At 38.4% G+C, this 12,889-nt stretch carries 12 protein-coding genes; all 12 read right to left on the bottom strand.

Features of this window, described 5'->3' with window-relative positions; translation table 11 throughout:
• Positions 1 to 46: 46 nt before the first annotated feature.
• The gene (locus DBR39_RS01805; RefSeq protein WP_124530591.1) at positions 47 to 829 is read right to left on the bottom strand and encodes an ABC transporter permease; all 783 of its coding nucleotides are present in this window, start codon (positions 827 to 829) and stop codon (positions 47 to 49) included.
• A complete protein-coding gene (locus DBR39_RS01800) occupies positions 822 to 1,724 on the bottom strand; it encodes an ABC transporter ATP-binding protein (protein WP_124530590.1) in 903 nt (300 codons plus the stop codon). The genes DBR39_RS01805 and DBR39_RS01800 overlap by 8 nt, the downstream gene beginning before the upstream one ends.
• Positions 1,724 to 2,998, bottom strand: a complete 1,275-nt coding sequence (locus DBR39_RS01795) for an erythromycin esterase family protein (protein WP_124530589.1) — start codon at positions 2,996 to 2,998, stop codon at positions 1,724 to 1,726. The genes DBR39_RS01800 and DBR39_RS01795 overlap by 1 nt, the downstream gene beginning before the upstream one ends.
• Positions 2,999 to 3,369: 371 nt before the next feature.
• Positions 3,370 to 4,194, bottom strand: a complete 825-nt coding sequence (locus DBR39_RS01790) for a 5'-nucleotidase, lipoprotein e(P4) family (protein WP_124530588.1) — start codon at positions 4,192 to 4,194, stop codon at positions 3,370 to 3,372.
• Between the two features lie 107 nt (positions 4,195 to 4,301).
• Positions 4,302 to 5,258, bottom strand: coding sequence for a hypothetical protein (locus DBR39_RS01785; protein ID WP_124530587.1), 957 nt, complete (start codon positions 5,256 to 5,258; stop codon positions 4,302 to 4,304).
• Positions 5,245 to 5,892 carry an epoxyqueuosine reductase QueH gene (locus DBR39_RS01780; RefSeq protein WP_124530586.1) on the bottom strand — a complete coding sequence of 216 codons (648 nt, stop codon included), beginning with the start codon at positions 5,890 to 5,892 and terminating at the stop codon, positions 5,245 to 5,247. The genes DBR39_RS01785 and DBR39_RS01780 overlap by 14 nt, the downstream gene beginning before the upstream one ends.
• An 8-nt stretch (positions 5,893 to 5,900) precedes the next feature.
• Positions 5,901 to 6,683 carry an enoyl-CoA hydratase/isomerase family protein gene (locus DBR39_RS01775; RefSeq protein WP_124530585.1) on the bottom strand — a complete coding sequence of 261 codons (783 nt, stop codon included), beginning with the start codon at positions 6,681 to 6,683 and terminating at the stop codon, positions 5,901 to 5,903.
• 2 nt (positions 6,684 to 6,685) lie between these two features.
• Positions 6,686 to 7,570: a 3-hydroxyisobutyrate dehydrogenase gene (gene mmsB / locus DBR39_RS01770; RefSeq protein WP_228447740.1), complete on the bottom strand. Its 885-nt coding sequence runs from the start codon at positions 7,568 to 7,570 to the stop codon at positions 6,686 to 6,688.
• Between the two features lie 2 nt (positions 7,571 to 7,572).
• Complete coding sequence (locus DBR39_RS01765) at positions 7,573 to 8,682, bottom strand: enoyl-CoA hydratase/isomerase family protein (RefSeq protein WP_124530583.1); 1,110 nt, start codon at positions 8,680 to 8,682, stop codon at positions 7,573 to 7,575.
• A 15-nt stretch (positions 8,683 to 8,697) separates the two neighbouring features.
• The gene (locus DBR39_RS01760) at positions 8,698 to 9,858 is read right to left on the bottom strand and encodes an acyl-CoA dehydrogenase family protein (protein ID WP_124530582.1); all 1,161 of its coding nucleotides are present in this window, start codon (positions 9,856 to 9,858) and stop codon (positions 8,698 to 8,700) included.
• Positions 9,859 to 9,864: 6 nt separating this feature from the next.
• Positions 9,865 to 11,361 (bottom strand): CoA-acylating methylmalonate-semialdehyde dehydrogenase, encoded by a 1,497-nt coding sequence (locus DBR39_RS01755; RefSeq protein ID WP_124530581.1) that lies wholly within the window; start codon positions 11,359 to 11,361, stop codon positions 9,865 to 9,867.
• A 64-nt stretch (positions 11,362 to 11,425) separates the two neighbouring features.
• Complete coding sequence (locus DBR39_RS01750; protein ID WP_124530580.1) at positions 11,426 to 12,877, bottom strand: bifunctional 2-methylcitrate dehydratase/aconitate hydratase; 1,452 nt, start codon at positions 12,875 to 12,877, stop codon at positions 11,426 to 11,428.
• Positions 12,878 to 12,889: the final 12 nt, after the last annotated feature.

The raw sequence follows: 12,889 nt of genomic DNA, 5'->3' as shown, positions 1-12,889 counted from the left end.
TAGGTAACGGTAACTTCCATCTTCAGACTCCCCGCATCCAGCATTTCTATCCCCCTTTCTTCCTTACAAAAAGATAAAAACTGGTGGCCATGAATATAAATAGGGCGGCTATGTTAACATAATCCATTCTTTCAAAAGCAATATTTTCGTTCAGAAAATTCTCCATTGATCTGTATCCTCCGATATAAATCAAAAAATCAGCGGATTCTTTCTCATGAATAATCGTAGTGAAGAGCAGCATGAATACTCCAAATCCGATAGGATAAATAAAGTTTTTGAAAAGAATACTTAACGTAAGCTGAACCATTGAGATCGCAGAAAGGGTAATGAAAAATTTCAGGAAAACATAAAATAGTACTTCCCTGAAGTCATAATTCTGAAAGCCAAGTTGTGGAAAAGCGATACCTAAAAGATATCCGCTTAGAAGTAAAGCGAGATAAGATAAAAGGACAGAGAAAAAAACCGTTAGCTGTATGAATGCTGCTTTTGAAAAAAATATTTTCGTTTTGGAGACGGGAAGGGTAAAAAGAATTTTATAATTATTATTTCGGTATTCCACATCACAGCAGGCATGTACAAAAAGAGCAACCAAAATAGGAAATAGCAGATAAAAGAACATAAAAACAGTTCTTCCCAATGTCGATTTCCATGGATTAACAGTTCCTTCTGCGGTTTCAACCCCTGAGCGGATGACATCATACGAAATATAGAAAGCAACAGCAAAGATGATGAGAACAGGAATAAGTAATATTCCGAAAATCTCTTTGTTTTTGGAAAGTTTATATTGCTCGGAGGAGAAAGCTTTTAAAAAAGTATTGGTATTAGTCATTTTTTTTAGAAATTAAATTAATGAAGATCTGCTCAAGATTGGTGCTTTGAGATTCTATATCATAGACCTCAATGTTGTTTTGAATCAGATTTGAGAGGAGTCCATTGAATTCTTTGTCATCGTTGATCTTTACAGAGATTTTGTTCGGAATGTTTAGAGCTGCAGAAAAAGATTCCTGGAGAACAGATAAAGCTTTTTCGGTATCATTCACTTTCAGAACAACCTCTTTCTCAACCTGGCTTAGAAGTTCATTCTTTGTCCCCTGGAAAACCATTTCTCCACCTTCAATAATTCCGATATGGGTAGCTGTTTTTTCAAGTTCACTCAAAATATGACTCGAAAGAAAAATGGTTTTTCCCTCTTCATTCAGATGCTGGAAAAGTTTTCTCATTTCAAAAATACCCTGTGGATCAAGCCCGTTGAGGGGCTCATCCAGAATCAAAAGTTTCGGATCATGAAAGATGGCCATAGCAATTCCCAAACGCTGCTTCATCCCCATCGACAGGGCGCTTGCCTTCTTTTTCTTTTCGTTATGGAGATCTACCAGTTCCAGCACCTCATCGATTCTTTTATTTCCTTTTCCATAGATAATATCCAGATATTTCAGATTTTCAAAAACAGTAAGTTTGGTATAGAAGCAGGGTGATTCAATCAAATTTCCTGTATTGGCAAGAATCTCTGTCCGGTTTTGCTTTAAACTTTTATTCTGAATGAAAATAGAGTCTCCCCTGGATTCCAAAAGTCCTAAAAGAAGTTTGATAGTCGTAGATTTTCCAGCTCCATTTCTCCCCAGATACCCGTAGATACTGCCTTCAGGAATATTGAGATTGATATTGTTCAGAATGGTTTTAGAACCTATCGTATAGCTGAGATCCTTAGTTGTAATGCTTTCCATTATTGGGTGGGTGTTAAAAAAGTATTGGTATCGATGTAAAATATTCCGTCAAAAAACTGGCTCCAGACTTTTTTCTGGTCTGTTCCCTGATTAATGGTGGATACAAATTCCTTTTTTAAGACAGAATTTTCCGGAATAGTTCTTAGGTTGATAAAAAAGTATGGGGTTTTCATGGCGTGAAATGTATTTTCAATCGCCAATTTTCCAGGTTTATCAGTGAGATTTTTCGTGGTGTTCAATTTGGCATAAGATGAAAAATCAATCATGTAGGAGGCGTTTCCATATTTACTTTTGATATAGGCTCCCAACGGCAGATAACCTTTGTTGTATCTGTTGGCAAAAGTGTGAATATTGGCGCTCCATACAATTATCTTTTTGCCCTGATAAACGGAATCAATCTGGTGAATAAGATTTTTAGCCATCAAAGAATCTCTGAAATGCATACTCTGCATAGATCCGGCTTTATATTTCCATTTTTTATCAAAGTTATTCCTCATGTCGTACAGATACCGGGCATAGATGTCATTCTCAGGATTTTTTTTCAGCTTTAAAACTGCCTGTTCAAGCTTGCTGATTTCCGTAAGAAATTCTTTTTTTTGGTTTCCTGTCAAAGTTCTCTTAACAAAACCATCGTACATAAAATAATTAAGCTTATCAATATATTGAGTCAGGATTGGAAAGCGTTTGAGGTCAATATCATTTTTATGTAAAAAATCTTTCAACAGTTTGCCACGTCGCTCATACATAATATCTCCTGAAAACTGAATATCAAATCCGCCCAGTTCTATTGGGTTTGCTGAGGTTTTCGTTTTTTGATAATAACTGATCAGAGGTTTGGTTTCCTTATTGTTCCACCAGAATTCAAAAAGACCAAGTCCGCCTATAGAATCTGCCGGAACTTTCATATTGTGGTTTTTCATTTCCTCATTCATGATCCACGAGTCATATTGCCCGGCTTCGTAGAGTACAACGTGATATCCCAGATTCTCATGAAGGTATTTTATCAGCCTGCTTTTGGCCTGCATGGTAGCACCATCATCATGAACGTTTTCTCCAAGCATCACAATTCTGTTGCCCTTAAGTACAGAATCCAGAATCTTCAGGTCGCTGTCATCCGGGTATTCCATAGAAATACTGTTGATGGTATGTTTATACTGCCGGACATCCTTCAGAAGTTCCTGTTTTTCTTTTTCAGGGATTTCTTTGAAAACAATGGTATTCAGAATTAAAATTGCAGCAATAGAAATTATAAAAATGTAAAATATTTTTTTCATCCATTCAAAATTACACAGTTATTGAATATCTATTTACTATTTTGTTTGGTTTTAAATATAATAGTAAATATTTGTTTTTAATGAAAACTATTTACTGTTGGGTCGAAAATAATGCCATTAGTAAAATGGTGTCATTTCGTCACTTTTGTCCTGATGTTGGGATATATTCTGATCTTCTATTGCATGAAAAATGAAAGTTGTCTCAAAAAAATAAGACAGACAGATTGATAACTCTTATAAAAGAAAGAATAGGGAAGTGCTATTTATGAAAAAAGAAAAAACCTCACAGCAAAGTTGTGAGGTTTTATAAGCTTGAACGAATTCTCCAGTTCTTTGTTATAAGAACTTAATAGGAGATTGAAAAGTATTTTTTAAGGATTAGATTTCACAGCATCGTACATCATTGAATCTTTTTGCTGATCGGTGTAATCGTATTTGTAATTATAAAATGAAGATTCCCAGTCTCCGTAACCTACATTGGGAATGATAATGAATTTTTTACCGAAATCATCTGCTGAATTTTTCACAGCAGCAGATCGTTCCGTCTCCGATTTTTTATCAAATATGGCTGAGAAGTCGGCAAGATTATCTCCTAAGAGTAAAACAATATTGTAATTTTTGGCAATATCCTTTCTTCTGTTTTCCTTACTGCTTTCTTTTGATCTAAGGATAAGGTTGGTATCATTTTGAAGTGGGAAATTGTATTGTTTCAAGTTCTTCAGGGTTCCTTCACGTTCCTGCTCAATACGATTGGTCACATAAAAAACCTGAATTCCCTTGCTTGCAGCATACTGATAGAATTCCTGAGAACCTGTAAGGGGTTTGGCAATCCCTTTTGCGGTCCATTCTTCCCATGTTTTCTGATCGTAATTCTTTCCCATCTTTGAACGTTCAACGGCGTAATAGGAATTATCTAAAAAAGTCTCATCAATGTCTGAAACGATTGCTAAAGGTTTCTCTGATTTTTGTGCTAAAGCTTCATCCAGACGGAGTTTTGCAATGTTGTATGCCTGAAGACATAAGGCTTCATATTCTGCCGCTCTTTGCTGATAAAATGCTGCATATATTTTTCCGTCACGACCAAGGTTTTGATAAGGCGTGCTTTGGGTGGAAGCTGTTGAAACTGGAGCTGTTGACGTACATGATAGTATCGAGATAAATAAACAGCTTGCGATAATGAGATTAAAATTTTTCATTGGATTTGAATAGGAAAAGCAAAATTATAACAATTTGATTTTTATTACAACTATTTGTAGAGGTAAAAAGGAGACCGGTCATAAGAATATGCCGGCCTCCTACAAAATCAAATATATCTTTTAAAATTTTGTCTTTCTACTTTAAATCTTTCTTTCCCCCATTTTGCCAAGACTTTCTGTAATACTTCTAAGCCATGGTTGAGTTCCAGATAATGATGTAATGAAAGTAAGAGAGCATTCAATTTCTCAACAGGAATTTTTTTGCGGTTCTTACTTTCAAAAAGATGTTGTGCTCCTCTTCTGGATAAGATAAAATCATTCAGATAAGGCTGATCGGGTTGAATAGGAAATATCGTAAGAATGCCTAACAGACTTAAATATTTAAACTTAACCAGCTTATTAAAACTGGTTTTAGCATCCATTGATCTATACAGCTCCCTAAATAGTTTAGTAGGAGTGATTTCTGCCTGATTTGATAGAATGGTATGATGATTCCCAAATTCCCGTATCCAAAGAATATATTCCTGCATATCCCGGCATATGACAATGGCTTTGGAGTTGCTCAGCTCAGAATATTTGTGATGTTCTCCCAGTCCTGCTTTATCTTTTATGGCAGGGATGTTTTCCAGAAACCATTCCTGAAAAACCTCATAATGAGTACTTATATTTTCCCATTTCCACACCTCATTATGATCAGTGTTGAAATACATTTTTCTAAGCAGATTCCATTCATAATTGGGATGTTTTCCAATATAGGAGTATAAAAACAGCAGCCAGCATGCATCATCTGTTTCGCTGTTCTGAAAATACTGAACTGCTAATTGTAACGGATCAAATGATGGACTTCCAGGATCTGAAAATTTTTGGTCAATAGGATGTTGATTGATTGTTTCCGATACTTTTTTTATCTCATGGACTTCAAAGGTCATTAATGACACAAAATATTTCAGCTCTTCTGCATTATTTCCTATACTGATCGGGTGTACATTCTGATGGAATGACCTTATTTTTTGTTCCAGTTGTAGTCCAAATTCACTCCATAATACGTTCTCATTCTTTTCCATAATATTTTTCACCCAATTTTATTTTCTCTCTTCCATTTTCTAGTCTCCATTTGTTGGTATCCCGTAAAGAATAAGCGCAGCCACAATATTCCTGCATGTAGAATTCTTCTTCTTTACTTATTTCCAGCATTCGTTTTGAGCCGCCTTTTTTCCTCCAGTTATACGTCCAGTATATAATTCCTTCATAATGACTGGCTGCCTGTATACCGGAATCGTTGATTTGTTCCATATTTTTCCATCTGGAAATTCCCAACGAGCTGGAAATGATATCAAATCCGTTTTCGTAAGCATATAATGCGGTACGTTCAAAGCGCATATCAAAACACATGGTGCATCGGATTCCTCTCTCAGGTTCCCATTCCATTCCTTTGGCTCTGGCAAACCAATCGTCAACATCGTAATCAGCGTCAACAAAAGGAATATTATGCTTTTCTGCAAAACGGATATTTTCTTCTTTCCTTAATTCATATTCTTTCTTTGGATGAATATTGGGATTGTGGAAAAAAATAGTAAAGTCAATATCCGAAGCGATTATTGCTTCCATGACCTCTCCCGAACAAGGAGCACAGCAGGAATGCAGAAGAAGCTTTTTACCACCTTCCGGCAACACTAATTTCTCTCTTTCAAAATTCATTTTCTTTATTATTCTCCTTTAAAATCCGGACTTCTTTTTTCTATAAATGCTCCAATACCTTCGCTGTGGTCTTGTGTATCAAATAATTCTCCGAATAAAACTGCTTCCTGTTGTAAGCCTTCTGTAATATGTAATTCAACACCTGTATTCAATGATTGTTTTGCTTTTGCTAGAGCTACAGGACCTCTTGAGGCAATCGTTGCCGCTAGTTTGTGAGTTTCATTCAATAGCTCTTCAGGGGCAATAACGCGGTTTACAAAGCCAAATTCTCTACAAGCTTCTGCTGAATAGAATTCACCGGAAAATACCATTTCCCTTGCTTTGTACAATCCGATGGCTCTTGGTAAACGCTGTGTTCCACCAAAACAAGGCAGTAGTCCAAGTGTTACTTCCGGTAATCCGAACTTAGCTTTTTCGCTTGCCAGAATAATATCACAGGACAATGCCAGTTCACAGCCGCCACCCAATGCAAAACCATTTACAGCTGCTATAACAGCGAATGGCAATTCTTCAATGGAATTGAAAGCCGTTTGAGCCATAATCGAGAAATCTGTTGCTTCTTTTGGGGTCATACCCTGCATTGCTTTGATATCAGCTCCAGCAACAAAAGCCTTTTCGCCTGATCCGGTAATGATCAAAACACGAATGTCTTTGTTCAATTTGATCTGTTCGGCAAATGATTTCAGTTCTTTTAAAACCGTTTCATTCAAAGAATTCAAAGCTTGTGGACGGTTAATGGTTAACGTGCCGATATGTCCTTCCTGCTGGTATAGTAATGTTTCAAAATTCATGATTATTGATGTTTGTTTAAGAATTGAATAATGCTTGAAAAATCGGTTGCACCATTTCCGGCCTCACTCCATATTCTATAGAGGTTTAAAGCAGCATTTCCCAATGGGGTAGAGGTTCTGGTTTCCAGTCCTGCTTCTGCTGCCAATCCTAAATCCTTTGTCATTAAGTCTACTGCAAAACCTCCCGAATATTCTCTGGAAGCGGGAGCATTTTCCATAACTCCGGGGTAGGGATTGTAGACTTCCAGCGACCAGTTTCTACCGGAACTCTTCTGCATTATTTCACTTAATATTTTAGGGTCCAAACCATGACGGACTCCTAAATTGATCGCTTCAGAGGTTCCAATCATGTGTACAGCCAATAGCATATTGTTACAGATTTTAGCAACCTGTCCCGCTCCTGAGTCTCCTGCATGGAAAATATTCTGTCCCATACATTTTAATAGGGGTCTTGCTTTTTCATAGTCCTTGGTCTTACCCCCTACAATAAAAGTCAAGGTTCCTGCCTGCGCTCCTGCGGTACCTCCGGAAACGGGTGCGTCAATCATTTTACAGCCTTTTGAAGCTGCCAGCTGAGCAACAGAACGGGCAGTAACAGCATCAATCGTACTGCTGTCAATCAATAAGGTATCGGGCTTCAGCTGGCTGATGAATTCTTCAGAATACAGTTCAGCAACGTGTTTGCCTGATGGCAGCATAGAGATCACCACATCTGCATCTTTAGATGCTGCTAAAGCTGAATCGGAGATGCGTCCGCCTGCAGAAAGTAATGCTTCTAAAGCAGAGTTGGAAAGGTCAAATCCAATAACGCTGTGGCCATTTTTTACCAGGTTTGCGGCCATTGGCCCACCCATATTTCCTAATCCTATAAATGCTATGTTTGCCATATTTATTCTTTTTTTCCTAAATTTTTTAATGGATGTTCTTCGTGAGACCAAAGTGGGGTAAAATAACGGTCTACCCATTCTTTCGTAACATCATTTAGTGTAGCCGGATGCCATTGTGGAGATTGGTCTTTATCTACCAATAAAGCTCTTACGCCTTCTGCAAAATCAGGATGAATGCAGCATTGGCAGGACAAGTTCAGTTCGGATTGAAATACTTCCTCCAAACTTGCATTTTCACCTTGTTTCAATTGTCTGAAGATGATATTAGCTGAACTTGGAGAGCCCGCTTCAAAGCTTTTAAATCCATGATTAATCCAATCATCTTTGTCCGGATGATTGACCAGTATTTCGCTGAATTCTTCTAAAGAATTAATATCTTCAAATTGTTTAATGAAGGATTGGTGTATCTGTGCCTGTGATTCCGGAATATCTGTTTCTTTAGAAATATTTTCCAGGATAGCAGAAACGGTTTGATGATTATTTCCATTCCATTGGGCTTTTTCAAGAGCATCAAGGATGATTTCTTTTGCAGAAGACGGAATATAATAATCTGCCAATCCGAGAAACTTACAGTCTGCACCGTCTAATCTTGCTCCTGTTAATCCTAAATAAATTCCATAGGCGGAGGGCATTTTATTTAAAAACCAGGTACCTCCTACATCCGGATACAGACCAATGGTGATTTCCGGCATTGCCAGTTTGCTTCGTTCTGTAACAATCCGGTGTGATGCCCCAACCATAATTCCGATTCCGCCCCCCATGACAATTCCGTGTCCCCAAACGATGATGGGCTTCGGATAAGTATGAATGGTATAATCTACCTGATATTCCTTTGAAAAGAAATCAAAACATTGCTGAGGTACTTTTGTTCCATCAATGCTTTGTTGTTCAATAATAGCATCATGCAGCTTTCTTACATCTCCTCCGGCGCAGAGTGCTTTTTCACCTGCTCCCTGGATGAATAAGCAGGTTACTTCATCGGATGTTTTCCAGTCTTCCAAAACGGTTTTCAGTTCTTCGATCATTTCTAATGAAAGAGAATTGAGTGTTTTTTCGGAATTCAGGGTGATAATCCCGACTTTATTTTTTATTTCTGTTAGTATTAAGCTCATTTTTAATCTTTTGAATTAACGGATTTGTGATATTTCCCCTTCTTCTAAAATCTTTCTTGAAATCACCAGTTTCATAATTTCATTAGTTCCTTCTACCACCTGATGAATTCTGGCGTCACGCATAAGGCGTTCTACCGGGAAATCCTGAGTACATCCATATCCGCCCAATATTTGCAATGCTTCATTACAGATATTAAAGCACATATCGGTGGCCAGACGTTTTGCCATGGCACAGTAAGTCGTGGCATTGGGATCTTTGGAATCTAATTTGAAAGCGGCTAAATGGACCATTTGCCGGGCGGCAACCAGTTCCGTTGCCATATCAGCAATCTTAAATTGCATCGACTGAAATTGTGCCAGTGATTTTCCGAACTGCAGTCTTTCATGCATATATTTTCGGGCCTGATTGATCGCTCCCTGTGCCGCTCCTACAGAACATGTTCCGATATTGATACGTCCGCCATCCAGGCCTTTCAACGCTATTTTAAATCCTTGTCCCAATTCACCTAAAAGGTTTTTTTCATCCACTTTCACATGATCAAAGAAAACAAATCGGGTAGGCTGAGTGTTCCATCCCAGTTTCTTCTCTTTCTCACCGAAACTGATGCCTTCAGTATCAGCAGGTACAACAAAAGCACTGATCCCTTTGGACCCGGAATCTCCTGTACGGGCCATTACAATGAGTATATCACTTTCGCCTGCCCCGGAAATAAATGCTTTAGTCCCGTTAATTATATAGTTGTTATCTGCTTTTACGGCGGTTGTTTTTAAGGCTGCTGCATCTGAACCTGAACCTGGTTCTGTAAGGCAATAGGAACCTAATAATTTTCCTGAAGCCAGCCCTGGACAAAGTTGCTTTCTGATCTCATCATTTCCAAATTCATCAATCATCCATGAGACCATATTGTGTATCGTAATGTAGGCGGTAGTGGAAGGGCAGGCTACTGCCAGTTCTTCAAATATAATGGTTGCGTCTAATCGTGATAATCCCAAACCTTCTGCATCTTCACTGGTGTAAACACCACAAAAACCTAATGCTCCGGCTTTGACAATCGCTTCTCTTGGGAATATCTTTTGAGCATCCCATTCCGAAGCATAAGGTGCCAGTTCTTTTTCAGCAAATTTTCTTGCTGCGTCCTGAAACGCCAGTTGATCTTCATTTAGGTTAAATTCCATGGAAAATTATTTTAAACTGATCGTCATATTCAAATCGCCTGCAGGAATATCTTCTTCAAACCAGCGTGCTGTAATGGTTTTGGTTTCCGTATAAAAACGAACGCCTTGTTTTCCGTAAGAATGCAGATCACCAAAGAAAGATTTTCTCCATCCTGTAAAAGAGAAAAACGGTAATGGAACAGGAATCGGAAGGTTTACCCCAATTTGTCCCACTTCAATCTCGTGCTGAAATTTTCTTGCTGCGGCTCCTGAATTGGTGAAAATGGAAGTTCCGTTTCCGTAAGGGTTTGCATTGATTATTTTAATGGCTTCATCTAATGTTTCCGCCTTTAACAGCAATAAAGCAGGTCCGAAAATCTCTTCTTTATAAATGTCCATATCTGTTGATACGTTATTGAACAACGTTGCGCCTACAAAATATCCGTTCTCATATCCTTCTACTTTACAATCACTGCCATCCAGTAATACTTCGGCACCTTGGTCATAAGCACTTTGGATCAATCTTAAAACTTTATCTTTTGACTGTTTATTGATCAGTGGGCCAAATGCCGCAGATTCATCAGACCAGACTCCCGGTTTAATGGTGCTTAGAGCTTTTTTGATATCGTCTACCCAATTTTGAGCATCCCCCACCAAAATAGCCACACTGATTGCCATACAACGCTGGCCGGCCGCTCCGCAGGAAGCTCCTACCAAGTTGTTGATGACCTGTTCTTTATTGGCATCCGGCATAACTACCATGTGGTTTTTTGCCCCACCAAAAGCCTGAACTCTTTTCAGGTTATCTGTCCCTGTACGATAAACATGTTCTGCAACAGGAACGGAACCTACAAACGAAATAGCTTTGATTTCCGGGTGGTTCAGAATATGATTTACCTGATCTTTTGATCCATGAACAATATTCAATACGCCTTTAGGAAAACCTGCCTGTAAAAATAATTCTACCATTTTCATTGAGGTCATAGGGGTTTGCTCGGAAGGTTTCAGGATAAAGGTATTTCCGCATGCAATGGCCATAGGGAACATCCATAAAGGGATCATTGCCGGAAAGTTGAAAGGGGTAATTCCTGCACAAACACCCAGTGGCTGGATATAGCTGTAGGTATCGACACCTCTTGCAACATTTTCTACCGTTTCTCCCATCATGAGCGTTGGAATATTGCAGGCGTGTTCTACGACTTCAATTCCGCGCCATACATCTCCCATTGCATCAGGAAAAGTTTTTCCGTTTTCTTTGGACAGGATTTCGGCAATTTCTTTTTGATTTTCCTTTAAAAGCTGCTGGTATTTTAGAAAGAACCTTGCTCTTTCCGGAGTAGCAATCTCTTTCCATATTTTGAAGGCTTCTGTAGCTGCTTCTATGGCTTGGTCTATTTCAGACAGTTCAGTCAGGGGGACTTCTGCAATAATTTCCTGTGTAGCGGGGTTTTCTACGGGAAGATGTTCTGTAGCTTTACTTTCTATAAAATCCCCGTTGATTAATATTTTTACTTTTTGTGACATGTTTTTTAGATTGAGAGTGAAAAGCTGAGAGTGAGTTTTCATTTTCACTCTCAACTTTTTATTATTAAATTACCAGTAAATCAACAAACTCGTTGACATCGAGATTCACCAGGGTGTCGTATTCTAAAGAGTTTTCTAATACGATTCTCTGTTGTTTTTCCGGGAATATTCTGGCAAGATTTACTTTATATTTCTTGATCAATTCCGGAATACCTTCATCTCTTCTGCGTTTGTGACCAATTGGGTATTCTACAACGATTTCGTCCAAAACAGTTCCGTCGTTTAGCTCTACCGTTAAAGCATTGGCAATAGAACGTTTTTCAGGATCATGATAATCTGTCGTGAATTGTACGTCTTCTACACATTCAATTTTATCACGAAGAATGTCGATTCTTGGATCTGATGCTACGTTATCTTCATAATCTGCTGCTGTCAATCTTCCGAAAATCAAAGGAACCGCCAGCATGTACTGAATAGCATGGTCACGGTCAGCAGGATTATTCAATGGTCCTTTTTTATCAATGATGCGAATGCAGGCTTCGTGGGTACGGACTGTTATTTTTTTGATGTCTTCAGATGATTTTCCTGATTCTTTTAATTTGTGATGTAAGGTCATTGCAGCTTCTACAGCTGTTTGGGAGTGGAATTCTGCAGGGAAAGAAATTTTAAACAATACATTTTCCATTACATAAGAACTATAATCTCTCTGGAATTTGAATTCATTTCCTTTGAAAGATACATCATAGAATCCCCATGTTTTGGCAGTCAGTACAGATGGGTAGCCCATTTCGCCTGTTTTAGCAATTAATGCCAGACGTACAGCTCTTGATGTGGCATCTCCGGCAGCCCATGATTTACGACTTCCCGTATTGGGAGCATGACGATATGTTCTTAAAGACTGTCCGTCAACAAATGCTAATGAAACGGCATTGATCAACTCATCACGAGTCAAACCTATTAATTTTCCGACAACGGCAGTAGATGCTAATTTCACCAATAATACGTGGTCTAACCCTACTTTGTTGAATGAATTTTCTAATGCGATAACTCCCTGAATCTCATGAGCCATAATCATAGCTTCCAAAACCTGTTTCATTTTTAAAGGAGACTTTCCTTCTGCAATATTCGTTCTTGAAAGCCAGTCAGCTGTTGCTAAAATTCCTCCCAGATTATCCGAAGGGTGTCCCCATTCAGCGGCTAGCCAGGTATCATTGAAATCTAACCAACGGATAATAGCACCGATGTTGAAAGCTGCCTGTACGGGATCTAACTGAAATTGTGTACCCGGAACTTTAGCACCATTCGGAACTACTGTTCCTTTTACAATAGGTCCTAAAAGCTTAGTACATGCTGGATAAGTCAACGCTTCCAATCCGCATCCGATGGTATCTAATAAACAATAATGAGCTGTTTTCCAGGCTAGTTCATTTTTAATTTCATAGTGTAATACATAGTCTGCAATATCTACTAATACCTGATCAGGTTGTGGTCTTTCGTTTGAAATGTGTGATGACATCTTTATTTTTTA

The sequence above is a fragment of the Chryseobacterium sp. KBW03 genome (assembly GCF_003852415.1).
Classification (GTDB): Bacteria; Bacteroidota; Bacteroidia; order Flavobacteriales; family Weeksellaceae; genus Chryseobacterium; species Chryseobacterium viscerum.
The sequence above is the reverse complement of the archived record's forward strand: the minus strand, read 5'-3'. Positions and strand labels throughout refer to the sequence as shown.

Excerpts from the sequence above, each read along its gene's own strand:
- DBR39_RS01805 (WP_124530591.1), bottom strand. The coding sequence starts at position 829 with ATGACTAATACCAATACTTTTTTAAAAGCTTTCTCCTCCGAGCAATAT.
- DBR39_RS01800 (WP_124530590.1), bottom strand. The coding sequence starts at position 1,724 with ATGGAAAGCATTACAACTAAGGATCTCAGCTATACGATAGGTTCTAAA.
- DBR39_RS01795 (WP_124530589.1), bottom strand. The coding sequence starts at position 2,998 with ATGAAAAAAATATTTTACATTTTTATAATTTCTATTGCTGCAATTTTA.
- DBR39_RS01790 (WP_124530588.1), bottom strand. The coding sequence starts at position 4,194 with ATGAAAAATTTTAATCTCATTATCGCAAGCTGTTTATTTATCTCGATA.
- DBR39_RS01785 (WP_124530587.1), bottom strand. The coding sequence starts at position 5,258 with ATGGAAAAGAATGAGAACGTATTATGGAGTGAATTTGGACTACAACTG.
- DBR39_RS01780 (WP_124530586.1), bottom strand. The coding sequence starts at position 5,892 with ATGAATTTTGAAAGAGAGAAATTAGTGTTGCCGGAAGGTGGTAAAAAG.
- DBR39_RS01775 (WP_124530585.1), bottom strand. The coding sequence starts at position 6,683 with ATGAATTTTGAAACATTACTATACCAGCAGGAAGGACATATCGGCACG.
- mmsB (WP_228447740.1), bottom strand. The coding sequence starts at position 7,570 with ATGGCAAACATAGCATTTATAGGATTAGGAAATATGGGTGGGCCAATG.
- DBR39_RS01765 (WP_124530583.1), bottom strand. The coding sequence starts at position 8,682 with ATGAGCTTAATACTAACAGAAATAAAAAATAAAGTCGGGATTATCACC.
- DBR39_RS01760 (WP_124530582.1), bottom strand. The coding sequence starts at position 9,858 with ATGGAATTTAACCTAAATGAAGATCAACTGGCGTTTCAGGACGCAGCA.
- DBR39_RS01755 (WP_124530581.1), bottom strand. The coding sequence starts at position 11,361 with ATGTCACAAAAAGTAAAAATATTAATCAACGGGGATTTTATAGAAAGT.
- DBR39_RS01750 (WP_124530580.1), bottom strand. The coding sequence starts at position 12,877 with ATGTCATCACACATTTCAAACGAAAGACCACAACCTGATCAGGTATTA.